We start from the raw sequence: 23,271 nt of genomic DNA, 5'->3' as shown, positions 1-23,271 counted from the left end.
GCCAGAAGGGCGTCCAGGCCAGAAGTCACACTCAGGTCAACGGGCGCCCTTCGCCATGGTCGCGGCCAGCACAGACATCGGACTCATTCATCTAGCCGCGGCCCGTGGGCGGGGTGCGGCTGCCCGCGCGGTACGGGGCCGGCCAGGGGGCGGCCGGGCCCTCGTAGGACTGCTCGGCGGCCGCGTGGAGGGTCCAGTGGGGGTCGTAGAGGTGGGGGCGGCCGAGGGCGCAGAGGTCGGCGCGGCCCGCCAGCAGCAGGGAGTTCACGTCGTCCCAGGAGGAGATGGCGCCGACCGCGATGACGGGGATGCCGAGCGCGTTGCGGATCCGGTCGGCGTACGGGGTCTGGTACGAGCGCCCGTACTCGGGGGCCTCGTCCGCGACCACCTGGCCCGTCGAGACGTCGACGGCGTCCGCGCCGTGGGCGGCGAAGGCGGCCGCGATCCGGACCGCCTCCTCCGGTGAAGTGCCCCCCGGCGCCCAGTCGGTGGCCGAGAGGCGGACCGTCATCGGGCGGTCCTCGGGCCACACGGCGCGGACCGCGTCGAAGACCTCCAGCGGGAAGCGCAGCCGGTTCTCCAGGGAGCCGCCGTACTCGTCGGTGCGGTGGTTGGTCAGCGGGGACAGGAACCCGGAGAGCAGGTAGCCGTGGGCGCAGTGCAGTTCGAGCAGGTCGAATCCGGCGTCGGCGGCGCGGACGGCGGCGGCCGCGAACTCGGAGCGCAGCGCCGCCAGGTCCGCGCGCTCGAGGGCGCGCGGGAGCGCCGATACGCCCGGCCGGTAGGGCAGCGCGGAGGCGGCCACCAGCGGCCAGTTGCCCTCGGGGAGCGGGTCGTCCATGCCCTCCCACATCACCCGCGTCGAGCCCTTGCGGCCCGCGTGCCCGAGCTGGACGCCGAGGGCGGTGCCGGGCGCCGAGGTGTGGACGAAGTCGGCGATCCGTTTCCAGGCGGCCGTCTGCTCCTGGGTGTAGAGGCCGGTGCAGCCGGGGGTGATCCGGCCCTCGGCGGACACGCAGACCATCTCGGTCATCACCAGGCCGGCCCCGCCGAGGGCCCGCGCGCCCAGGTGTACGAGGTGGAAGTCGCCCGGCACGCCCTCCTCGGCCGAGTACATGTCCATCGGTGAGACGACGACCCGGTTGCGCAGGGTCAGGCCCCGCAGGGTGAACGGCGTGAACATCGGGGGCGTCCCGTCCGGTGGGCAGCCGAAGTCCCGTTCCACCGATCGAGTGAACCGCTCGTCGCGCAGCCGCAGGTTGTCGTGCGTGACCCGGCGGCTGCGGGTGAGGAGGTTGAAGGCGAACTGCCGTGCGGGCTGGTCGACGTATCCGGCGATCTCCTCGAACCAGTGCCGGCTCGCGGCCGCCGCCCGCTGGGTGCTGGCGACCGCGGGGCGGCGCGCCGCCTCGTACGCGGCGAGGGCGGCCGGTACGTCACCGGGCGCCGCGCCCACGGCTTCGGCGAGCGCGAGCGCGTCCTCCACCGCCAGTTTGGTGCCGGACCCGATGGAGAAGTGGGCGGTGTGCGCCGCGTCGCCGAGCAGGGCCACGTTCCCCTGCGACCAGCGTGCGTTGACGACGGTACGGAACTGCGTCCAGGTGGAGCGGTTGCCGTGCAGGGGGCGGCCGCGCAGGGCCTCGCTGAAGATCTTGGCGCAGCGGGCGGCCGACTCGTTCTCGTCGCACAGGTCGAAGCCGGCCGCCCGCCACACCTCGTCGCGCATCTCCACGATCACGGTGGAGGCGTCGGCCGAGTAGGGGTAGGCGTGCAGCTGCATGACCCCGTGCTCGGTTTCCGCGATCTCGAAGCGGAAGGCGTCGAAGGCGAAGTCGGCGGCGAGCCAGATGTAGCGGCAGCGTCCGCTCGTCAGCGTCGGCCCGTAGTGCGCGGCGCCGGCCTCGCGGATGGCGCTGTGCACCCCGTCGGCGGCGACCACCAGGTCGTACGAGGCCGCGAGCACGGCCGCGGCCGGGGCCTCCGAGCGGAAGCGGAGGCGGACGCCGAGTCCGGCGCAGCGCTCGTGCAGGATCTCCAGCAGCCGGCGCCGGCCGATGGCCGCGAAGCCGTGGCCGCCGGAGGTCAGCAGCCGCCCCCGGTGCACGATGTCCACGTCGTCCCAGCGCACGAACTCCGCGCTCAGGGACGCGTGGACGACGGTGTCCGCCCGCTCGATGCCGCCGAGGGTCTCGTCGGAGAGGACCACGCCGAAGCCGAAGGTGTCGTCCGGGGCGCTGCGTTCCCAGACCTCCACCCGGTGGCCCTGGCGGGCCAGCAGCGCGGCGGCGTACAGCCCTCCCGGTCCCCCGCCGACGACGGCGACCCGCATGGCACCCGGAGTCATGTGGCTACCTGCCCTTCCACTCCGGCGGCCGCTTCCCGGTGAAGGCCGCGTGGAATTCCGCGTAGTCCTGGCCGTGCATCAGCAGGGCCTGGGTGGCTGCGTCCAGCTCCACGGACGCGGCCAGCGGCATGTCGAGCTCGGCGGTGAGCAGCGCCTTGGTCTGTGCGTAGGCCAGGGCCGGGCCGGCGGCGAGGTGCGCGGCGAGTTCGGCGGCCCGTACGTGGGCCTTGCCCTCCTCGGTGAGCTCGCTGAGCAGTCCGATGCGCTCGGCCTCGGCCGCGCGGACGGGCTCTCCGAGCATGAGCAGCCGGGTGGCGTGGCCGAGGCCGACGACCCGGGGCAGCAGGTAGGCGGCGCCCATGTCGCCGCCGGAGAGGCCGACGCGGGTGAAGAGGAAGGCGAAGCGGGCGGTGGGGTCGGCGATCCGGAAGTCGGCGGCGAGCGCGAGGACGGCTCCGGCTCCGGCGGCCACCCCGTGCACGGCGGCGATCACCGGGAAGGGGCATTCGCGGATGGCGCGGACCACCTGGCCGGTCATCCGGTTGAAGTCGAGCAGCTGGGCGGTGTCCATGGCGAGGGTGGCGCCGATGATCTCGTCCACGTCCCCGCCGGAGCAGAAGCCGCGCCCCTCGCCGCCCAGTACGAGGGCGCGCACGGAGCGCTCACGGGACAGTTCGCCGAGCAGGTCGCGCAGGTCGGCGTAGGCGCCGAAGGTGAGCGCGTTCAGCTTCTGGGGGCGGTCGAAGGTGACGGTGGCGACGCCGTCCTGCCGGGTGATCCGGAGGTGGTGCCACCGTTCGGTCGCTGGTGTGGAACCGGTGAAGGGGCTCACAGGACCGAAGATATCACCAGATCGTGACTGCCGTCACAGAAGCGCGACACATTCGCGCGGGGGTGTTCTCGCCGGGGCGCCCTGCGGAACGATAATTCGACTTCGTATCGTTGAAAGCGGGAGTTCCCGCTCCCCGCCCGACCCCGACCCCGACCCCAGCCCCGGAACGGATGGCCCCACCTTGCCCGACCCCTCCGCCTGGCGGATCGCCCTGCCCCACACGGCGGCCGCCGTACCCCTCGCCCGCGCCCTCGTCCGTACCGCGCTGGCCGAGACCGACGCGCCCGCCGACCGGGACACCGCAGAGCTGCTGACGGCGGAACTGGTCGCCAACGCCGTGGAGCACACCCGCCCCGGCGCCCCGATCGAGCTGGTCGTGGAACTGCTGGCGAACGGCTGCCAGGTCGAGGTCCACGACGGCGATCCGTGCCCGCCCGCCGATCCGCCGGACGGTACGGGCGAGGTCCGGCCCGACCCCTGGCAGGAACACGGCCGCGGACTGCTGCTGATCCGGAGCCTGAGCTCCGAGTGCGGCCATCGCCCCACCCCGCTGGGCAAGGCCGTGTGGTTCACCCTGCCCGGGCAGCGGAGTGGGCCCGCCGCAGGGTGATCCGCCGCCGCGCGGCCCGGCGTATGACTATGCGTCACCCCGGCGGCCGGGCCGGCCGAGCGTGGCGACGAGCACGGCCTTGATGGTGTGCAGCCGGTTCTCGGCCTCGTCGAAGACGACGGAGTGCTCCGACTCGAACACCTCGTCCGTCACCTCCAGCGAGTCGAGGCCGTGCCGCTCGTGGATCTCGCGGGCCACCTTGGTGCCGAGGTCGTGGAAGGCCGGCAGGCAGTGCATGAACTTCACGTCCGGGTTCCCGGTGGCACGCAGCACGTCCATGGTCACCGCGTAGGGGGACAGGGCCGCGATCCGCTCGTCCCAGACCTCCTTGGGCTCACCCATGGACACCCAGACGTCGGTCACGACGAAGTCCGCCCCGGCGACCCCCTCGGCGACCTCCTCGGTCAGGGTGATCCGGGCGCCGCTCTCCGCCGCGAGCGTGCGCGCCGCGGCCACCACGGACTCGGCGGGCCAGTAGGAGCGGGGTGCGACGATCCGTACGTCCATGCCCAGCAGCGCACCGGTCACGAGGTAGGAGTTGCCCATGTTGAAACGGGCGTCGCCGAGGTAGGCGAAAGCGATCCGGTTCAGGGTCTTGGTGCTGTGCTCGGTCATGGTGAGCAGGTCGGCCAGCATCTGGGTGGGGTGCCAGTCGTCGGTGAGGCCGTTGAAGACGGGGACGCCGGACTGGGCGGCGAGCTCCTCGACGGCCTGCTGGCTGTCGCCCCGGTACTCGATGCCGTCGAACATCCGGCCCAGGACCCGTGCGGTGTCCTTGACCGACTCCTTGTGACCCATCTGGGAGCCGGCGGGGTCGAGGTAGGTGGTGTGTGCGCCCTGGTCCGCGGCGGCGATCTCGAAGGCGCACCGGGTACGCGTCGAGGTCTTCTCGAAGATCAGGGCGATGTTGCGACCCTGGAGCAGGCGCTGCTCCACCCCGGCCTTCTTGGCCGCCTTCAGGTCGGCGGCGAGCTCGATCAGGCCGCGGAACTCGGCGGCCGTGAAGTCCAGCTCCTTGAGAAAACTACGGCCGGCGAGGTCGATGGCCATGGGGTCGCTCCAGCGTCACGGTGACAGGGGATGGTGGAAGTCTATACGATCTACTGTATTGATATACAGACCGGCCTCCCCGGGATCCCTCTCCCGGGTCCGGGGCCCTCCCCCGGACCCGGCCCGCCTCAGACCGCGTCCCGCTCGACGGGACAGCTCATGCAGCGCGGCCCGCCCCGGCCCCGCCCCAGCTCGCTGCCCGGGATCTCGATCACCTCGATGCCCATCCTGCGCAGGTGCGTGTTGGTCGTCACGTTCCGCTCGTAGGCGACCACCACCCCCGGCTCCACGGCCAGCACGTTGCAGCCGTCGTCCCACTGCTCCCGCTCCGCCGAGTGCACGTCCTGCGTCGCGGTCAGCACCCGGATCGAGTCCAGACCGAGCGCCCCCGCGATGGCCCGGTGCATGTGGTCCTCCGGGTGGTCGGTCACCTTCAGCTCGTGCGGCCCGCCGCCCGGCTCGATCGTGTAGGAGGGGAGCATCCCCAGTCCCGCGTACTGAGTGAACGTATCTCCGTCGACCATCGTCATCACCGTGTCCAGGTGCATGAAGGCGCGCCGCTTCGGCATGTCGAGCGCCACGATGGTCGTCGCGGAACCGGCGGCGAACAGACCCCGCGCCAGCATCTCCACCGCCTGCGGCGTGGTCCGCTCGCTCATCCCGATCAGCACCGCGCCGTTGCCGATGACCAGCACGTCACCGCCCTCGATGGTCGAGGGGTAGTCCGCCTGCCCCTGCGACCAGTAGTGGAAGGCGCCGGAGGTGGTGAAGAGCGGGTGGTGCCTGTAGATCGCCTCGAAATGGACCGTCTCGCGCTGCCGGGCCGGCCAGCGCATCGCGTTGATGGAGACCCCGTCGTAGATCCAGGCCGAAGTGTCCCGGGTGAACAGGTGGTTGGGCAGCGGGCCCAGCAGGAAGCCGTCCAGGTCCAGCGCGTGGAAGCGCACGGACACCGGCTCGGCGTGCCGCTCCAGGAACTCCCGCTTGGTCATCCCGCCGACCAGCGCCTCCGCCAGATCGGCCGAGGGCAGGGCGTCGAAGACCGATCTCAGATGGTCGGTGGCGAGCGGCCCGTACTCCTTCTCGTCGAAGACCCGGTCCAGAACGAGGTGTCTCGCCTCCGGAATCTCGAGGGCCTCGCGCAGCAGGTCCCCGAAGAGGTGGACCTCCACGCCCCGGTCCCGCAGCACGTCCGCGAATCCGTCGTGCTCCTGGCGGGCCCGGCGCACCCACAGCACGTCGTCGAAGAGGAGTGCGTCCTTGTTGCTCGGTGTGAGCCGCTTCAGCTCCAGGTCGGGCCGGTGGAGGATGACGCGGCGAAGCCGCCCGGTCTCGGAATCGACATGGAATCCCATGCCGTACACATTCCCAGACCGAACGGCTTTTTGACGTGGCGTCTGCTCAGCGGGGGGTGGTGAGACCGAGAAGTGCCGCAGGGGCGCCGACGAGCTCCGGGGTGGTCAGGCCCAGTTCGGGCGTCTTCAGGTTCGGCACCCCGGAGTTGGAGGCGTCCGGCATCGTCAGCAGACCACCGGCGACCAGGCCGGGGGTCCGGGCGAGCAGGTCGGTGGCCGGCGCCTCCACCGAACCCTCCCCGTCCGTCTCCGGCTTGCCCAGCAGGTTCGGCACCGGGGAGGTGACGAGGGTGCTGCCGAGCTCGGTGCCGACCGGGATCACCGGGAGCAGTGGGGTCGGGAGCATGTTCCCCTTGTGGAAGCGGGGCGCCTCGGGCGCTCCCACGGCCGGCACCGGCACGCCGGTGGCCACGCGCGGGGTGTCCACGCCCAGCGTGGTCTTCACGGCGTCCAGCGGGACACCGACCGGCACCGACTGGGCCACGGCCGGGGTGGCCGCGCCGGCCGCGGCCATACAGGTCATGAGCGCCGCAATGCTTCCGCGCGCGGTCATCTTCATAAGTGACGTTCCGTCCTTCCAGGGTCGCGGACATTCCGCTGCCCTGGATGAACGATCCCGCCGGTGGTTTTCCCGGAGTTCTCCGCGAAAGTTCCCCCATACGACCTAATTAGGGGCCGTACGGGGGCCACCGCTTTACGGGCTGTGCTGACGGCCGCCCGGCCGGCTCACAGGCGCGGGTCCACCGGCTCCGACTCCAGCGCGAGCACCGCGAAGACCGCCTCGTGGACCCGCCACAGCGGCTCCTCGGCCGCCAGCCGGTCCAGCGCCTCCAGCCCGAGCGCGTACTCGCGCAGGGCGAGCGAGCGCTTGTGCCCGAGGAACCGTTCGCGCAGCCGCTCCAGGTGGTCCGGCCGGGTGTACTCCGGGCCGTAGATGATCCGCAGGTACTCGCGCCCGCGCACCTTGACCCCGGGCTGGACCAGCCGGCCGCGGCCGTCCCGGGCGTACGCCTGGAGCGGCTTGACGACCATGCCCTCGCCGCCGGCCGCCGTGAGCTCCAGCCACCAGCCGGTTCCGGCCCGTACGGATTCCTCGTCCCCGGTGTCCACCAGGATCCGGCCGGTGCGGCGCAGCAGCCCGGTCCCGGCCGCCTCGTCGGCCGCGACCAGCCGGTCCAGCCAGAAGAGCTGCTCGTCGTGGGGCACGGCGGCCAGCGACCGCCCGGCTGCCGCCAGCAGCTGGAACGGCGCGAACCGTACGCCCTCCAGCCCGTCGGTGGTCCAGCAGTAGCGGCGGTAGGCCTCGGTGAAGGCCGCCGCGTCGGTGGCCCGGCCGCGCTGGCGCTCCAGCAGCTCGCCGGTCTCGACGCCCCGGGCGGTGGCCGCCTCCAGGGCGGCGATGGCACCGGGGAAGACGGCGCCGGAGGCCGCGCCCACGGCGGCGTACTGGTTGCGCAGCAGGCCGGTGGACTTCAGGGACCAGGGCAGGAGTTCCCCGTCGAGCAGCAGCCAGTCGGCGGCGAGCTCCTCCCAGAGCCCGGCATCGGTGATCGCCGAGCGCAGCCGGGTGAGGACCTCCTCGGTGACCTCCGGGTCCTTGAAGAAGGGCCGCCCGGTGCGCGTGTAGACGGAGCCGGTCGGGCCGTCGACACCGAAGCGCGTCCGGGCCGCGTCGGCGTCCTTGCAGACCAGGACGGTGGCGCGGGAGCCCATGTGCTTCTCCTCGCACACCACCTGGACGATGCCGTCCTTGCGGTACTGGGCGAAGGCCTCGGCCGGGTGCTCCAGGTAGCCCTCCTCCCGCGAGGTGGCGGTCGGCGCCATGGTCGGCGGCAGGTACGGGACGAGCCGGGGGTCCACGGCGAAACGGCTCATGACCTCCAGGGCCGCCGCGGCGTTCTCCTCGCGCACGTTGACGTTGCCCAGGTGCCGGGTCTCCACGACCCGGCGGCCGTGCACGTCGGCCAGGTCGAGCGGGCGGCCGTCGTGTCCGCCCGGCGCCTCGGCGACGAGCGGCTTGACCGGCTCGTACCAGACCTTCTCGGCCGGTACGTCGACCAGTTCGCGCTCGGGCCAGCGCAGGGCGGTCATCCGGCCGCCGAAGACGGCGCCGGTGTCGAGGCAGATGGTGTTGTTGATCCAGGCGGTGTTCGGGACAGGGGTGTGGCCGTAGACCACGACGGCCTTGCCGCGGTAGTCCTCGGCCCACGGGTAGCGCACGGGCAGGCCGAACTCGTCGGTCTCGCCGGTGGTGTCCCCGTACAGGGCGTGCGAGCGCACCCGGCCGGAGGTGCGGCCGTGGTACTTCTCGGGCAGCCCGGCGTGGCAGACCACCAGCTTGCCGCCGTCGAGGACGTAGTGGCTGACGAGACCGCGGATGAACTCCCTCACCTCCTCGACGAACTCCTGCGGCTCCTGCTCCAGCTGCTCGATGGTCTCGGCGAGGCCGTGGGTCCGCTGGACCTTGGAGCCCTTCAGGTAGCGGCCGAGCTTGTTCTCGTGGTTCCCGGGCACGCACAGGGCGTTGCCGGACTTCACCATGCCCATGACGCGGCGCAGGACGCCGGGGCTGTCGGGGCCGCGGTCGACGAGGTCGCCGACGAAGACGGCGGTGCGGCCCTCGGGGTGGACCCCGTCCTCGTAGCCGAGCTTGGCGAGCAGGGTCTCCAGCTCGGAGGAGCAGCCGTGGATGTCACCGACGATGTCGAAGGGGCCGGTGAGGTGGGTGAGGTCGTTGAACCGCTTCTCCAGGACGACCTCGGCGGTCTCGGCCTCCTCGACGGAGCGCAGCACGTGGACCTTGCGGAAGCCCTCGCGCTCCAGGCCGCGCAGCGAGCGGCGCAGGTCGCGGCGGTGCCGCTGGATCACCGCGCGGGGCAGCCCGGCCCGGTCGGGGCGGGCGGCGTTGCGCTCGGCGCAGACCTCCTCGGGCATGTCCAGGACGATGGCGATGGGCAGCACGTCGTGTTCGCGGGCGAGCTGGACCAGCCCGCGGCGGGCGTCGGCCTGGACGCTGGTGGCGTCGACGACGGTGAGGCGGCCGGCGGCGAGGCGCTTGCCGGCGATGTAGTGCAGGACGTCGAAGGCGTCCCGGCTGGCGCTCTGGTCGTTCTCGTCGTCGCTGACCAGGCCCCGGCAGTAGTCGGAGGAGATGACCTCGGTGGGCTTGAAGTGCTTGCGGGCGAAGGTGGACTTGCCCGATCCGGTGGCCCCGATCAGGACGACGAGGGACAGGTCGGTGACGGGAAGTGTGCGCGTACGGGCGGTCTCGGTGCCGGTCATGCTGCCTCGCCCTCCTTCGGGGTGCCGGTGGCTTCGTCGGTGTCGGTGATGGTGTCGCTCTGGGTGAAGACGGCCATCTGGGTCGGCGGCCCGACCTCGGGGTCGTCGTCGCCGACGGGCAGGTACGCGACCTCGTAGCCGTGGCGCGGCGCGACCTGGTCGGCCCAGGCGCGGAACTCCTCGCGGGTCCACTCGAAGCGGTGGTCACCGTGGCGGACGTGCCCGGCGGGCAGGGTCTCCCAGCGCACGTTGTACTCGACGTTCGGGGTGGTGACGAGGACCGTACGGGGGCGGGCCGAGCCGAACACCGCGTACTCCAGTGCGGGCAGCCGCTCCGGGTCGAGGTGTTCGATGACCTCGCTGAGCACGGCGGCGTCGTATCCGTTCAGCCGCTTGTCGGTGTACGCGAGCGAGCCCTGCAGGAGCGTGATGCGCGCGCTCTGCCGCTCGCCCAGCCGGTCCAGCCGCAGCCGCCGGGCCGCGATGTGCAGGGCCCGCACGGACACGTCCATGCCGACGATCTCGGTGTACGCCGGGTCCCCCAGCAGCGCCTGGAGCAACTGCCCCTGGCCGCAGCCGAGGTCCAGCACCCGCTGGGCGCCGGCGGCGCGCAGCGCGGCGAGGATCGCCTCGCGCCGCTGCACGGCGAGCGGCACGGGCCGCTCCTCCGTGTCGCGGTTCTCGTCCACGGCGTTGTCGAGCTCCTCGACCTCGCTGCCGTCGGCCTCGGCGAGGCGGACCAGTTCCAGACGCTCGATGGCGTTCTGGGTCAGCCGCTTGTGACGGGCCAGGTAGCGGGAGGTGATCAGCCCGTTCTCGGGGTGGGCGGCGAGCCAGCCGTCTCCGGCGCGCAGCAGCTTGTCGACCTCGTCCGGGGAGATCCAGTAGTGCTTGGCGTCGTCGAGCACCGGCAGCAGCACGTAGAGCTGCCGCAGGGCGTCGGCCAGGCGCAGCTCGCCCTCCAGGACGAGGCGTACGTAGCGGGAGTCCCCCCACTCGGGGAACTGCTCGTCGAGCGGTACGGCCTCGGCCCGGACGAGGTCCCAGCCGAGCGGGCCGAACAGCCGGTGCACCAGGTCGGCGCCGCCGCGGGCGGGCAGCACCGGAATCTCCACGCGCAGCGGCCGGGTCTGCTCCGCAAGCTCCGGGCGGGCGGCGCACTGCCCCTTGAGCGCGGTGCGGAACACCCCGCTGAGTGCGACGGCGAGCAGCGAGGACGCGGCGTACGGCCGGTCGTTCACGTACTGCGCGAGCGCGGCGTCCGGCGCCCCGCCCCGGCCCTTGCCCCGGCCGCGCCGCACGAGCGCGACGGGGTCCACCTCCAGCAGCAGGGCGGCCGTGCACCGCTGGGCCGAGGCCTCGGGGTAGAACACGTGGGCGGTGCCGTGGGAGGTGGAGAACGCCTGCGTCTTCCCGGGATGCTTGTGCAGCAGGTAGCCCAGGTCGGTGGCGGGTCGTTCGGGGGAGCCGGTGGTGGAGATCGTCAGGAACACACCAGCGATTGTCGCTGGTCACCAGCCCTGTCTGCCTCCGGTTTTTCGCTCCCTCGGCAAGGCTCCCCCACCTAGTGCCGCTGGTACCGCGGGCGGTCCCGCGGCAGTTGCGCTCCGAGGGCGGCGATCCGGTCCGGGCCGATGCGGCAGCAGCCGCCGACGAGGCGGGCGCCGGCGGTGCACCAGGCCCGCGTGGGCCAGGGGGCGGGGGTTTCGGGGGCGCGCCAGGTCTGCGTGGTGGAGTTCCAGACCGAGCCGTCGTTGGGGTAGGCCAGCAGCGGTCCGGCGGTGACGGCGGCGGCCGCCTCGAGGGCGGGCAGGACGTCGGCGGGGTCACAGCAGTTGACGCCGACCGCGATGACCTCCGGGGCCTGTGCGGCGAGGGCGAAGGCCCCGGGGAGGGGCTGGCCGGCCCGGGTACGGCCGGCGGCCACCGTGTACGAGAGCCATGCGGACGCGCCGGTCTCCGCGAGGACGGTGAGCACGGCCTCGGCCTCGTCGGTGTCGGGGATGGTCTCCACGGCCAGGACGTCCGGGCCGGCGTCGAGCAGGGCCTCGATGCGGGGGCGGTGGAAGGCGGCGAGCTCGCGCACGCCGAGGCCGTACCGGCCGCGGTACTCGGAGCCGTCCGCGAGCACCGCTCCGTACGGGCCGACGGAGGCGGCCACCCAAACTTCGTGGTCGGCGGCCTCGGCCGCCCGGGCGGCCAGCCGCACGCTGCGGTGCAGCAGGGCGGTGGTCGCGGCGCGGTCGTGGCCATGGGCGGCGAAGGCCTCGTAGCCGACCTGGTAGCCGGCCGTGACCAGTACCTCGGCGCCGGCCCGCACGTACGCCGTGTGGGCGGCCTCGACCTGATCCGGGCGCTCGGCGAGCACCCGGCCCGTCCAGAGACCGCCGGACAGGTCACAGCCCTGGGCGGCGAGCTGGTTGCTGAGCCCGCCGTCCAGGAGTACGGCCCTGCGGGCGAGGGCTTCGGCGAGCGGGCCGGACGCGCGGGGCACGGCTTCCCCCTTCTTCAGCCGAGCTGGGAGAGCACCTGGGCGGAGATCAGCTCCAGGTGGTCCAGGTCGTCGAGGTCGAGCAGCTGGAGGTAGATGCGGGAGGAGCCGGTGGCGCCGTAGGCCCCGATCCTCTCCACGACCTCGGCCGGGGATCCGGCCAGGCCGTTGGCCTTGAGCTCGTCCACGTCGCGGCCGATGGCGGCGGCCCGGCGGGCCACCTCGGCGTCGTCCTTGCCCACGCACACGACGAGGGCGTTGGAGTAGCGGAGGTCGTCGGCCTTGCGCCCGGCCTCCTCGGCGGCCTCCCGGACCCGGCCGAACTGCCGCTCGCTGTCCGCGATCGACGCGAAGGGCATGTTGAACTCGTCCGCGTACCGGGCGGCGAGCCGCGGCGTGCGCTTGGCGCCGTGGCCGCCGATGAGGACGGGGACCTTGGCCTGGGCGGGCTTGGGGAGCGCGGGCGAGTTCTCCACCCGGTAGTGCTTGCCCGTGTAGTCGAAGGTCGCGCCGGGCGCGGTGGCCCACAGGCCGGTGACGATGGCCAGCTGCTCCTCCAGCCGGGACATCCGGTCCGCGGGGAAGGGGATGCCGTACGCCTTGTGCTCCTCCTCGAACCAGCCCGCGCCGAGGCCGAGTTCGATGCGGCCGCCGGACATCTGGTCGACCTGGGCCACCTGGATGGCGAGGACTCCCGGCAGCCGGAAGGTGCCCGCCGTCATCAGTGTGCCGAGGCGGATCCGCTTGGTCTCCCGGGCCAGGCCCGCGAGGGTGATCCAGGCGTCGGTCGGCCCGGGCAGGCCGTCGGCGGATCCCATCCGCACGTAGTGGTCGGAGCGGAAGAAGGCGTCGAAGCCAAGGTCCTCGGTGGCCTTGGCGACGGTCAGGAGGGTGTCGTAGCTCGCACCCTGCTGCGGCTCGGTGAAAATGCGGAGATCCATACCCCCCATCCTGCACTTCCCGCCCCGGCAGGGTGAATCTTCGTCAACCGGACGGCCCGCCCCCGGGCCCGCCAGTGACCAGCCCGGAGGGGGATCGTTGGCTCGGACGGAGCCGGACCGCCCGGCCCGCGCGCCGGCGGCGTCTCGCCGGTGCGTCCACCGCCCCCTTCCGCCTTGGAAGGGCCAGGGCCGAGGAGGCCGCCATGTCCCACGAGGCCGTGCCGGAGACCCGCCGACACACCGGACCCACCGGACAGGCAGCGCAGGCAGCACACGACCCAGCAGGTCAGGAGCCCCCGGTGCCCGCCCAGGGCGGCGGCGCGCCGAAGGGCCTGCTGCAGCAGATGGAAGAACTGATGGCGGCGCTGAACGCCGACCTGTCACAGCTCGACGCCGACCTCCAGGCCTCCACGGACCGCACCCCCGAGGGCGAGCGCCCGTCCTACCGGTCGTCCTGACCGTGCGGGTCCCGTCGCGCACGGCGGGACCCCACCCGTACCGCCCTCAGGCCACGCCCGAGGCCGACCCCCGCTCGCGCACCGTCATCCGGCGCAGGATCGCCCGTACCCGGTCGCTCGACTCGTCGGCCGCGTCGATCGACTCTATGCACTGCCAGTACAGGCCCTCGTCGTCCGTCCCGCAGGCCACCCCGACCAGGGCTATGCCCACTTCGCCCAGCAACGCCTGGAGTCCGAGCAGCGCCTGCCGGACATCCGTCACCTCGCTCAACCGCGCCGCCCGCGGCGGGTGATCGGGCGCACTGCCCTCGCCGCGCAGGGCCGCCCGGTCGAGCACCCCGCAACCTCTGCCTCCCGCTTCCCCCAGTCCCCGTGCCTCCGATCTCAGCTCCGGCGGCCCGGTGACCGCCAGATAGCTCCCTATGCCCTGCGCGAGCGCCTGGGCCTGCCAGGCCTCGCCCACGATGTCCCACGCAGCCCCGCTCTGTGCCAGCGCGTGCCGGCCGGCCGCGATGAGCCGTACCGCATCCATATGCCGTCCCCCGTCCGCACGACATCCCGCCGTCCTCACCACTACCCAGAGTGAGGGCAACACGCCAGTAAAGCCAGGGGTATTCGGAAAATGTGGACACAAACGTGATTGTGGATGAGTCCATCACTCCGAAGAGTGACGATTCGATGTCGGTTCACCCGGCACGGGGAAGCGGAGTTCGTTCCTTTCGATCTTCGCGGCGAGCGCATCCAGCACATCCACCCCGAGAACCTCACAGAACTGCAGCAGATACGCGAGCACGTCGGCCACCTCGTCGGCCACACGATGGGCCGATTCCGGCTTCTCCATGATCTTCGCCGACTGCTCCGGTGTCAGCCACTGGAAGATTTCGACCAGTTCGGCCGCCTCCACGCTGAGCGCCACCGCCAGGTTCTTGGGCGTGTGGTACGGCTCCCAGCCGCGCGCCGCCGCGAACTGCGCGAGCCGCCGCTGCAGTCGGTCCAGCCGCTCGTCGGGCCGCCGCTCGTGCGGCCCGGGCGGCTCCTGCGTCTCGTTCATGCCCCCAGGTCTACCATTGCGACGCCCGGGAGGTCGCGGGCGCCGGCCGCCGTCCCCTCCCCCACCGCCGCCACCAGCCGGATGTGGCCTCGGCCGCAGGACAGCCGGGCCAGGCGCAGCAGTTCGGCGCTCTGCCGCCGGTCCAGGCCGCGGTCGAAGCCGTCGGCCAGTACCGTCAGCGCCTGCCGCGCGGAGAGCAGTTCGGCGGCCGGGTCCATGGCCAGCACCCCCGGCCCGGTGAGCAGGACCAGCGCCAGTGCGAGGAAGCGCAGTTCGCCCGCGCCCAGCCGGGCCAGTTCCGTGGCGGGCCGGCCGGGGCCCCGGTCCAGTACCGCCACGACGGGGCCGCCGCCCGCGGGAGCCCGTACGTCCAGTCCCGCGACGGGCCCCGCGCAGCCGGTACGGGCCGCCTCCGCCAGCAGCGCGTGGCGGGTGCCGCATTCACTGCGGGTCCGGCGCAGCACGTCGGCCAGGTTGGCACAGTCGCCCAGCAGCCGGCCCTCGCCCGGCGGGACGGCCGCGCGCATGCGGTCGGGACCGGGGTCGCACGGGAACACCGAGCGCAGGGCCACGACCACTTGCTCGGCGGCGGCCAGGACCTGCCGCTGGCCCGCCGTCGATCCGGCGACGCGCAGCGGGAGCAGGGCCGTGCCGAGCCGGTCGTCGGGCAGCGGGGCCCGGGTGACACCGATGGCGCCGCCGGTCAGCCAGGCGGCCTGGACCGAGCGCCGGCCGGGGTCTCGCAGGGCGGTGGCGAGCAGGATCTGCCCGTCCTGCGAGAGCCGTTCGCCGACGATCCGCACGGTGGGCTCGGCCTGGACGGCGAGGTCGAGCCGGACCGGGCCGGCGGGTCCGTCGACGGTGCAGCCGAGGCGGAATCCGCGGCGCCGCTGCGCGTCGGGCACCGCCCGGTCGGGGATGCGGGCGTGCGGATCGGGGAAGGCCTCTTCCAGCGTGGCTCCGGAACCCAGCCCGGCCAGGGCCGCGTAGGCGTCGAGGGCCTGGGACTTGCCGCTGCCGCTCGGCCCGGCGAAGAGGGTGAGGGGGCCGAGCGGGAAGACCGCCGACCGGTGCGGCCCGAAGGCGGAGAGCCGCAGCTCGGTGACCACGGGCCTCGGCTGCTGCTGCGCAGGCGGAGCGCCGGGGGCCGCGGCGGCCTCGGCGGAACGGGCGGCCTCGGGGGAACGGGTGACCTGGGCGGCCTGGGCGGGAACGGTACGGGGATCGGCTAACGCGACGGGGGCGGTGCGTTGCGCCGTCGCGTCCGGGGTGGCGTCCATGCGCGGGACGGTACGGCCCGCCGGACCCCCCGTGGCTCCGGCGAACCGTTCCCTCGCGGGGACCTTCCTACGATCGGGGGACGGCCGCGGCCGCGATCCCCTCGACCTCGGTCCCCACCGGGGCGAGCAGGAAGACGTTCCGGTCCACCCGGTGCATCCCGCTGCCCAGTCCGAAGACCACGCCGCTGCTGAAGTCCAGGATCCGTTTGGCCACTTCGCTGTCCGCCCCGGTGAGGTCGAGCAGCACCGGGATCTGCGCGATCAGGTACTCCGCCACCTCCCGCGCGTCCGCGAAGATCTGGACTCTGATCACCACGAAGCGCCGCTGTTCCGCCGCAGACGCCCCGGGCGTCGTCGGAATCGTGCGGTGGTCCACCCGGGAGGGCCATTCGTTGCGACTGCGCAGGGGGACCACCTGCGCGAGCCCCTCCCACTGTTCGTCGGTGACGTCGTACCTGCTCACCGGGCCGCCTCGGCCGTGCGCTTCATGTGCATCCCCCCATCCTCTCGTGTTTCACCCGTTCAGCCCAACAACGACACGAGCCATGACGGGTACTCTCGACGGGCCAGGTAGGTTAGGTTAGGCATACCTAAGTCACTCGGACGATGGAGAGATCCGCATGCGCCTGTTCGGTGCCCCCGCCACCCCGGCCGACCGGCCCACCGATGCCGAGCGCATCCGGTCGATCCTGACCGCCGCCCACTCCCTGACCGTGGTCACCGACGGACTGCGCTCCGAGGTCCGCCACCTCGACGGCGGTGACCCGATGGGACGACTGCACCTGCACCCCGCCGAGCCCGGCGGCGAGGCCGAGCACCGGCCCACGATCCGGCTGGAGTTCACCGACATCGCCCCCACCCCCGTACGGGACCGGGTGCGCGCCCGCGTCACCGTGCTGGGCCGTCTGCTCACCCCCTACTCCGACCTGGCCGAGGGCTCCGGCGCCGACTCCACCTGCATGGAGTTCGACCGGGCCGTCCTGGAGACCCCGGACGGCCGCGCACACGTGGGCCTCGACGAGCTGGACGCGGCCTGCCCCGATCCGCTGGCCCCGTACGAGGCGGGCATGCTCACGCACCTGCTCGACGACCACCACGACCTCGTCACTCTCCTGCTGCGCCTGGTCCGGCCGCTGCCCACCGCCGCCGTGGTCCGTGCGCTGCCGGTCGCCATGGACCGGTACGGGATCACCCTGCGGCTGGAGGAGCAGCGCGGCCACCGCGACGTACGGCTGCCCTTCCCCTCCCCCCTCGACGACGTCGAGCAGGCGGGTGCGCAGATCCAGGCCCTCTTCAGCGCGGCCCGGCGCAGCTCGCACCGCAACACCCTGCCGGCCTGACGGCCGGGCGGCCGGACCGCGCGGAATAGGCGGCCGCGGCCCCGCGTTGGGTTCGATCATGAAGGCCATCACATACAGCGCATACGGAACTCCAGCCACCATCACGCTCGTTGATGCACCGAAGCCGAAGGTCGGCCCGGGGGAGGTGCTCGTCCGCGTCAAGGCCGCCGGGGTCAACCCGGTGGACTGGAAGCTCGCCGCCGGATATCTCGACCCGATCCTCGAGGTCCGCCACCCCGTCATACCGGGCTGGGACGTGGCCGGTGTCGTCGAAGCGGTCGGCGAGGACACCTTCGACTACGCCGTCGGCGACGAGGTGTACGGCTACGTCCGCAAGGAGTGGGTGGAACTCGGCACGTACGCCGAGCTGGTGTCCGCCCCCGTCCGCACCCTCGCCCGCAAGCCCCGCGAGCTGAGCTTCGAGCAGGCCGCGGGTCTCCCGCTGGCCGGCCTCACCGCCTACCAGTCCCTCACCCGCGTCGGCCTCAAGGCCGGGGAGACCGTGGTCATCCACTCCGCGGCCGGCGGCACCGGATCCTTCGGCGTGCAGATCGCGGTCGCGCTCGGCCTGCGGGTCATCGGCACGGCGGGCGCGCACAACCACGACTACCTGCGCTCCCTCGGCGCGGAGCCCGTGCTCTACGGGGAGGGCCTGGCGGACCGGATCCGCGAGCTCGCGCCCGAAGGCGTCGACGCGGGCCTCGACTTCTACGGCGACGACGTCGTCGAGACCCTGCAGTCGCTGGTCAAGGAGCGTCACCGGGTGGTCTCGATCGCCGACTACAATGCGGCCGCCAAGGGCGCCCACCAGCTGTGGGTACGCCCGGACACCGCCGACCTGACCTTCCTGGCGGAACTGGCCGACGCGGGGAAGCTCACGGTCAACGTGGAGCACGCGCTGCCGCTCGCCGAGGCCGCCAGGGCATGGGAGCTGAGCGCCTCGGGCCGCACCCGCGGCAAGATCGTCCTCACGGTCTGAGCGCGGACGAAGGGGCGGGCCGGCCGGGGACCGGCCCGCCCGCCTCCCCCGCGGTCAGGACGTGATCGGCGGCGCCGCCGGTGCCGGCGCCGGTCCGACCGCCCGCAGCGCACCGGGCGTCCGCCCCTCGCCCCAGCCGATCTCCCGCCGGTAGCTGCCGAGCAGCCCGCGCCCCACCAGCCCCGCCTCGTCCCGTACGGCCGGGTCCTGCGGCAGCGGCCGGGTCAGCGGGGACACGTACAGCGCGTCCACCGGACAGTTGGCCTCGCACAGGAAGCAGGTCTGGCAGTCCTCGTGCCGGGCCAGCAGCGGAATGCCCTCCGGCCCCCGCTCGAACACGTCCGTCGGGCACACCTCGATGCACTTGTCGCAGGCGATGCACCTGGCGTCCGAGATCAGTTCGATCATGCGGTGGCCTCCGTTCCGGCCAGGGCCGCGGGCCGGGTCCACACCCGGTCCAGGCCGCCCACCAGGATCCGGTGGTGCTGCTGCGGGTCCTGTTGCGGGTGGTCCAGGCGCTTGGCCATCCCCCGGGTCTCGGTCCGGGCGAGGGCGGCCGCGTACATCCACCGCGCGTGCGCCGTCATCGCCGCCGCCTGCCGGGTCCTGACCAGCTCCGCCCCCTCACCGTGGAGCGTGGCCCGCAGCTCGGACCAGGCCGCGTCGAGGGTCCGCAGCGAATCCGCCAGGACCTCGCCGCGACGCAGGTAGTTCTTGTCGTACGGAAGGACCTGTGCCTGTACGAGTTCCACGGCCGCCCGGTGCCCGCCGGGACGGGCCCGGTGCCCCGTCGGGCGCAGCCCCGCCCCGCCCGCCCCGGTGACGGTGCGGTGGGCGGCGCGGCCGGAGCCCAGGGAGAGGGCGTGTCCGGCGGCGCCCCGGCCGGCCCAGCTGCCCGACGAGATGGCCCAGGCGGCGTTGTGGCTGCCGCCTCCGGTGAAGCCCCCGCAGATCTCCTCGCGGGTGGCCGCGTCCCCGGCGGCGTACAGCCCGGGAACGCCGGTGGCGCAGTCGTCGCCCGTGATGCGGATGCCGCCGGTGCCGCGGACCGTGCCCTCGGCGAGCAGGGTGACGGCGAAGCGGTCGGTGAAGGGGTCGATGCCGAGCCGGTCGAAGGTCAGGAAGAAGTTGGGCTGCGCGAGGCGCATCGCGGCCCGGGCGGCCTCGTCGGCGCGGTCGAGGCGCGCGTACACCTTGGCACCCGTGAGGAGTTCGCGGGCGATCGCCGAGCGGCCGCCCTGGCTGGCCGCGCCCTCCAGGACCTCGCCGTCCTCCCGGTAGAAGGTGGCGAAGGAGTAGAAGGCGGTCTTGGTGACCGAGGTGCCCTCGGGGGCGATCCCGTAGGCGTTGGAGAACTCCATCCCGGAGAGCTCCGCCCCGGCCTCGGCGGCGAAGAGCGCGCCGTCCCCGGTGTTGGTGTTGGTGCCGAGCGCCCCGCTGAGGAAGGCGCAGCCTCCGGTGGCGAGGACGACGGCGCCGGCCCGTACCCGGTAGGACTCGCGCACCTGGCGGCGGTAGCCGGCGGCGCCCGCGACGGCCCCGTCCGCGTCGGTGAGCAGCTCGGTGACCGGGCTGTGGTCGAGGACGCGGACCCCGGCCCGGCGGATCCGGATGCGCATCCGCCGCATGTACTCGGGGCCCTGCAGGCCGCCGCGCAGCGGTTGCCCGTCCGGGCCGGTGGGGAACGGGTATCGGCCCTGGGTGGCGAGCTCGTTCACCCGGTCGTAGGTCTCGTCGAGGACCCGGGCCATCCAGCGGCGGTCGGCCAGGTACCCGCCGAGTCCCTCCCGGGAGGCCATGGCGGCCTCCCGGGCGGCGGGTTCGGGCGGGACGTACCAGACACCGGTACCGCCCGCGGCCGTGGCCCCGCTCGTCCCGCAGTAGCCCTTGTCGGCGAGGACGACCCGGGCCCCCGCCTCGGCGGCCTTGAGGGCCGCCCAGGTGGCTGCCGGGCCGCCGCCGGCCACGAGGACGTCGGTGGCGTACTCGGTCATACGCTCTCCCGGGTGTGCCGGTTGACCGGCCGGGCCAGGCCGTAGTTCTCGCGGAGGGTGGCGCCGGTGTACTCGGTGCGGAAGAGGCCGCGCCGCTGGAGGATCGGCACGACGTGGTCGACGAAGGCGGTCAGGCCCGTGGGCAGGACCGGCGCCATGATGTTGAAGCCGTCGGCGGCGCCCTGGGTGAACCACTCCTGGAGCTGGTCGGCGATCTGCTCGGGGGTGCCGGCGAAGACGCGGTGGCCGCGGCCGGCGCCGAGGCGGGCGATCAGCTCGCGCAGGGTGAGGCCGTCGCGGCGGGCGAGCTCGGCGACGAGGGTGAAGCGGCTCTTGTTGCCGTTGATGTCCCGCTCCTCGGGCAGGTCCGGGAGCGGGCCGTCGAGGGGCAGGCCGGTGAGGTCCACGTTCAGCATCCCGGAGAGCTGGGCGAGGCCGTACTCGGGCACCTGGAGGTCGGTGAGCTGCTGCTCCAGGGCCTTCGCCTCGGCCTCGGTGGATCCGATGACGGGGGCGATGCCGGGCAGGACGAGCAGGTCGCTCTCGGCGCGGCCGTACTGGGCGAGGCGGGACTTGAGGTCCTTGTAGAAGGTCTGGCCGTCGGCGAGGGTCTGCTGGGCGGTGAAGACGGCCTCGGCGTACTGGGCGGCGAACTCCTTGCCGTCCTCGGAGGAACCGGCCTGCACGAGCAGCGGGTAACCCTGCGGGGAGCGCGAGACGTTGAGCGGTCCGGCGACGCCGAAGTGCTCGCCGCGGTGGGCGGCCGGGTGCAGCTTGTCGGTGTCGGCGTAGATGCCGCGCTCCTTGTCGAGGACGATCGCGTCGTCCTCCCAGCTGTCCCAGAGCTTCGTGGCGACGTCGAGGAACTCGCGGGCCCGCTCGTAGCGGACGTGGTGCTCCAGGTGCTCGTCGCGGTTGAAGTTGCGGGCCTCGTCGACGGTGCCGGAGGTGACGATGTTCCAGCCGGCGCGGCCGCCGCTGATGTGGTCGAGGGAGGCGAACTTGCGGGCCAGGTTGTAGGGCTCGTTGAAGGTGGTGGAGACCGTGGCGATGAGCCCGATGTGCTCGGTGACGGCGGCGATGGCGGCGAGCAGGGTGAGCGGCTCGAAACCGCCGAGCGCGTTGTGGCGGGCCTTGCCCCACAGGGCGACGCCGTCGGCGAAGAAGATGGAGTCGAGCAGGCCGCGTTCGGCGGTGCGGGCCAGGTCCTGGAAGTAGCGCAGGTCTGTGATCCGCTCGGGCCGGCTGTCGGGGTGGCGCCAGGCGGCGTCGTGGTGACCGGCGTTCATCAGGAAGGCGTTGAGGTGGAGGGTGCGGTTCGCGGTCATGGCTGTTCCTCGTGTTCGGGGGCGGCGCGGGTGTCGGAGGCGGCGCGGGTGTCGGGGGCGGCGCGAGTGTCGGGAGGAGGGCGTCAGGCGGGGACGCGCCAGGTGCTCAGGCGGCGTTCGATCGTGACCAGCAGCTGGTTGAAGGCCACGCCGACGGCGGAGATGGTGATGATGCCCGCGTACATCTGCGGGATCGCGAAGTTGTACTGCGAGGCGTTGATCAGGTAGCCGAGGCCCGCCTTGGCGCCGATCATCTCTGCGGCCACCAGGACGAGGATGGAGACGGCGCCGGCCAGCCGGATGCCGGTGAAGATCGCCGGTACCGAGGACGGCAGGATCACCTTCTGGAAGAGCCTGGGGGTGGACAGGTCCATCGAGCGGGCCAGTCGCACGAGGGTGGGGTCGGCGTTGCCCACCGCGCTGATGGTGTTCAGCAGGACCGGCCAGAGGCAGGCGTAGACGACGATCGAGACCTTCGAGGTCTCGCCGATGCCGAGCAGGAGTACGAAGACGGGCAGCAGGGCCAGCGCGGCGGTGTTGCGGAACACCTCCAGCAGCGGGCCGAGCAGCGCGGCGACCGGCCGGTACCAGCCGATGAGCAGGCCGAGCGGGACCGCGACGACGACGGCGATGGCGAAGCCGCCGAAGGAGCGGGCGAGGCTGGCCCGGGTGTGCTGGCCGAGCTGGCCGTTGCCCAGGAGTTCCCACCAGGCGGTGGCGACCTCGCTGACCGGCGGCAGGAAGGTGGCGTCGACCAGGCCGAGGCGGGGCGCGGTCTCCCAGAGGGCGAGCAGCGCGACGAGGGCCGCCGAGCGCAGGGCGGCGGAGCGCAGCCACCGGCCCAGTGCCCCGGCGGCCTTCCGGACGGGGGACGGGGCGTGGCCGGTGCTGCGGCCGGTGACCGGGGAGGCGGCGGCCTTCGGTGCCGGCGCGGCATCCGGTCCGGTGGCGGGGGCCTCCGGGGCTTCGGGGGCCTCCGGAAGGGTCGATGCCACTGCTGCGGCCGCCCGGTCGGCGGATGCGGGCGCTGCGGGCGCCGCGGGCGCCGAGTCCTCCCGTACCGCCTCCTGCCCGGCCGGGGCATCGGCGGGCGTCGTGACGTTCGTGGTCATACGGTGGCCTCTTCCTTCTCCAGTTGCTGGGCGCGGGCCACCTCGTCGTGGAGCAGGGTCCAGACCTCGTGGCGATAGCGGGCGAACTCGGGGCTGGAGCGCAGGTCCTCGCCCTGGAAACCGGCGCCGCGGGCGCCGAAGGAGACCGGAACGATCTCCTTGATGCGGCCCGGGCGGGAGGTCATGACGGCCACCTTCTGGCCGAGGTAGACCGCCTCCTCGATGCCGTGCGTGATGAAGACGACGGTCTTGCCGGTGCGCTGCCAGATGCGCCGCAGCTCGTCCTGGAGGGACTCGCGGGTCTGCGCGTCGAGGGCGGCGAACGGCTCGTCCATCAACAGCACGTCCGGGTCGTACGCCAGCGAGCGGGCGATGGCGACGCGCTGGCGCATGCCGCCGGAGAGTTCGTGGGGGTGCCGGTCCTCGAAGCCGGTGAGACCGACGAGGTCCAGGAACTCCCGGGCCCTGGCCTTGCGTTCGCGGCGCGGGACGCCGGTCGCCTCCAGGCCGAACTCGACGTTGCCGAGCGCGGTCCGCCACGGCAGCAGCGCGTACTGCTGGAAGACGATGCCCCGGTCCAGGCCCGGCCCCGTGACCGGCTTCCCGTCGAGCAGGATCCGCCCGGACGTCGGCCGGGACAGTCCGCCGAGCAGGTCCAGCAGGGTGGACTTGCCGCAGCCGCTGGGGCCCACGACCACCACGAACTCCCCCGCCCCGATCTCCAGGTCGATGCCGTCGAGTGCGGTGAACTGCTCCTTGTTCTTCTTGTCCTTGGTCGGGAAGGTCTTGGTCACTTCCTCGAACACGATCTTCGCCATGGCCGG

The 23,271-nt window shown here is 73.1% G+C and carries 22 protein-coding genes; 4 read left to right on the top strand and 18 right to left on the bottom strand.

Going from position 1 to position 23,271, the window contains the following annotated elements; genetic code table 11:
• Nucleotides 1-91: 91 nt before the first annotated feature.
• A complete protein-coding gene (locus ACGFZK_RS36125; protein ID WP_393853067.1) occupies nt 92-2,344 on the bottom strand; it encodes a bifunctional salicylyl-CoA 5-hydroxylase/oxidoreductase in 2,253 nt (750 codons plus the stop codon).
• A 4-nt stretch (nt 2,345-2,348) separates the two neighbouring features.
• Nucleotides 2,349-3,176 carry an enoyl-CoA hydratase family protein gene (locus ACGFZK_RS36120; protein ID WP_393853066.1) on the bottom strand — a complete coding sequence of 276 codons (828 nt, stop codon included), beginning with the start codon at nt 3,174-3,176 and terminating at the stop codon, nt 2,349-2,351.
• 181 nt (nt 3,177-3,357) lie between these two features.
• Between ACGFZK_RS36120 and ACGFZK_RS36115 the strand changes: the two genes are divergently transcribed.
• Nucleotides 3,358-3,786 (top strand): ATP-binding protein, encoded by a 429-nt coding sequence (locus tag ACGFZK_RS36115; RefSeq protein WP_393853065.1) that lies wholly within the window; start codon nt 3,358-3,360, stop codon nt 3,784-3,786.
• Between the two features lie 27 nt (nt 3,787-3,813).
• Here ACGFZK_RS36115 and argF read toward each other — a convergent pair whose 3' ends face one another.
• The 7 genes from argF to ACGFZK_RS36080 all read right to left on the bottom strand — a co-directional run bounded on the left by argF (nt 3,814) and on the right by ACGFZK_RS36080 (nt 12,905).
• The gene (argF, locus tag ACGFZK_RS36110) at nt 3,814-4,836 is read right to left on the bottom strand and encodes an ornithine carbamoyltransferase (RefSeq protein WP_393853064.1); all 1,023 of its coding nucleotides are present in this window, start codon (nt 4,834-4,836) and stop codon (nt 3,814-3,816) included.
• Nucleotides 4,837-4,964: 128 nt separating this feature from the next.
• Complete coding sequence (locus tag ACGFZK_RS36105) at nt 4,965-6,191, bottom strand: arginine deiminase (protein WP_393853063.1); 1,227 nt, start codon at nt 6,189-6,191, stop codon at nt 4,965-4,967.
• A gap of 46 nt (nt 6,192-6,237) precedes the next feature.
• Nucleotides 6,238-6,744 carry a hypothetical protein gene (locus ACGFZK_RS36100; protein ID WP_393853062.1) on the bottom strand — a complete coding sequence of 169 codons (507 nt, stop codon included), beginning with the start codon at nt 6,742-6,744 and terminating at the stop codon, nt 6,238-6,240.
• A 173-nt stretch (nt 6,745-6,917) separates the two neighbouring features.
• Complete coding sequence (locus ACGFZK_RS36095; RefSeq protein ID WP_393853061.1) at nt 6,918-9,473, bottom strand: polynucleotide kinase-phosphatase; 2,556 nt, start codon at nt 9,471-9,473, stop codon at nt 6,918-6,920.
• Complete coding sequence (locus ACGFZK_RS36090) at nt 9,470-10,966, bottom strand: 3' terminal RNA ribose 2'-O-methyltransferase Hen1 (RefSeq protein WP_393853060.1); 1,497 nt, start codon at nt 10,964-10,966, stop codon at nt 9,470-9,472. The genes ACGFZK_RS36095 and ACGFZK_RS36090 overlap by 4 nt, the downstream gene beginning before the upstream one ends.
• 71 nt (nt 10,967-11,037) lie before the next feature.
• Nucleotides 11,038-11,967 carry a homocysteine S-methyltransferase gene (mmuM, locus tag ACGFZK_RS36085; protein WP_393853059.1) on the bottom strand — a complete coding sequence of 310 codons (930 nt, stop codon included), beginning with the start codon at nt 11,965-11,967 and terminating at the stop codon, nt 11,038-11,040.
• Nucleotides 11,968-11,981: 14 nt separating this feature from the next.
• Nucleotides 11,982-12,905, bottom strand: coding sequence for an LLM class F420-dependent oxidoreductase (locus ACGFZK_RS36080; RefSeq protein WP_393853058.1), 924 nt, complete (start codon nt 12,903-12,905; stop codon nt 11,982-11,984).
• Between the two features lie 203 nt (nt 12,906-13,108).
• Between ACGFZK_RS36080 and ACGFZK_RS36075 the strand changes: the two genes are divergently transcribed.
• On the top strand, nt 13,109-13,363 hold the full coding sequence (locus ACGFZK_RS36075; protein WP_393853057.1) for a hypothetical protein: 255 nt from the start codon (nt 13,109-13,111) through the stop codon (nt 13,361-13,363).
• A gap of 46 nt (nt 13,364-13,409) precedes the next feature.
• Here ACGFZK_RS36075 and ACGFZK_RS36070 read toward each other — a convergent pair whose 3' ends face one another.
• The 4 genes from ACGFZK_RS36070 to ACGFZK_RS36055 all read right to left on the bottom strand — a co-directional run bounded on the left by ACGFZK_RS36070 (nt 13,410) and on the right by ACGFZK_RS36055 (nt 16,157).
• A complete protein-coding gene (locus ACGFZK_RS36070; protein ID WP_393853056.1) occupies nt 13,410-13,895 on the bottom strand; it encodes a DUF6099 family protein in 486 nt (161 codons plus the stop codon).
• Between the two features lie 123 nt (nt 13,896-14,018).
• A complete protein-coding gene (locus ACGFZK_RS36065) occupies nt 14,019-14,414 on the bottom strand; it encodes a nucleotide pyrophosphohydrolase (protein ID WP_393853055.1) in 396 nt (131 codons plus the stop codon).
• Nucleotides 14,411-15,694 (bottom strand): AAA family ATPase, encoded by a 1,284-nt coding sequence (locus tag ACGFZK_RS36060; RefSeq protein ID WP_393853054.1) that lies wholly within the window; start codon nt 15,692-15,694, stop codon nt 14,411-14,413. Before ACGFZK_RS36060 ends, ACGFZK_RS36065 begins: the two co-directional genes overlap by 4 nt.
• A 67-nt stretch (nt 15,695-15,761) precedes the next feature.
• The gene (locus ACGFZK_RS36055; RefSeq protein WP_214941072.1) at nt 15,762-16,157 is read right to left on the bottom strand and encodes a cell division protein SepF; all 396 of its coding nucleotides are present in this window, start codon (nt 16,155-16,157) and stop codon (nt 15,762-15,764) included.
• A gap of 157 nt (nt 16,158-16,314) precedes the next feature.
• On the opposite strand from ACGFZK_RS36055, the gene ACGFZK_RS36050 reads away from it, so the two are divergent.
• Nucleotides 16,315-17,034, top strand: a complete 720-nt coding sequence (locus ACGFZK_RS36050) for a DUF2470 domain-containing protein (RefSeq protein ID WP_393853053.1) — start codon at nt 16,315-16,317, stop codon at nt 17,032-17,034.
• Nucleotides 17,035-17,092: 58 nt separating this feature from the next.
• On the top strand, nt 17,093-18,013 hold the full coding sequence (locus tag ACGFZK_RS36045; protein WP_393853052.1) for an NADP-dependent oxidoreductase: 921 nt from the start codon (nt 17,093-17,095) through the stop codon (nt 18,011-18,013).
• A gap of 54 nt (nt 18,014-18,067) precedes the next feature.
• Here the strand turns inward: ACGFZK_RS36045 and ACGFZK_RS36040 are convergent, their stop codons facing one another.
• The 5 genes from ACGFZK_RS36040 to ACGFZK_RS36020 form a co-directional block, all read right to left on the bottom strand.
• A complete protein-coding gene (locus ACGFZK_RS36040; RefSeq protein WP_393853051.1) occupies nt 18,068-18,421 on the bottom strand; it encodes a 4Fe-4S dicluster domain-containing protein in 354 nt (117 codons plus the stop codon).
• A complete protein-coding gene (locus ACGFZK_RS36035) occupies nt 18,418-20,007 on the bottom strand; it encodes an FAD-binding protein (RefSeq protein WP_393853050.1) in 1,590 nt (529 codons plus the stop codon). Before ACGFZK_RS36035 ends, ACGFZK_RS36040 begins: the two co-directional genes overlap by 4 nt.
• Nucleotides 20,004-21,335, bottom strand: a complete 1,332-nt coding sequence (locus tag ACGFZK_RS36030; RefSeq protein WP_393853049.1) for an LLM class flavin-dependent oxidoreductase — start codon at nt 21,333-21,335, stop codon at nt 20,004-20,006. Before ACGFZK_RS36030 ends, ACGFZK_RS36035 begins: the two co-directional genes overlap by 4 nt.
• Nucleotides 21,336-21,418: 83 nt before the next feature.
• A complete protein-coding gene (locus ACGFZK_RS36025; RefSeq protein WP_393853048.1) occupies nt 21,419-22,447 on the bottom strand; it encodes an ABC transporter permease in 1,029 nt (342 codons plus the stop codon).
• Complete coding sequence (locus ACGFZK_RS36020; protein ID WP_393853047.1) at nt 22,444-23,265, bottom strand: ABC transporter ATP-binding protein; 822 nt, start codon at nt 23,263-23,265, stop codon at nt 22,444-22,446. The genes ACGFZK_RS36025 and ACGFZK_RS36020 overlap by 4 nt, the downstream gene beginning before the upstream one ends.
• Nucleotides 23,266-23,271 lie beyond the last annotated feature (6 nt).

Origin of the sequence: Streptomyces sp. NPDC048257, assembly GCF_043201855.1 — a bacterium.
GTDB lineage: Bacteria > Actinomycetota > Actinomycetes > Streptomycetales > Streptomycetaceae > Streptomyces.
The sequence above is the reverse complement of the archived record's forward strand: the minus strand, read 5'-3'. Positions and strand labels throughout refer to the sequence as shown.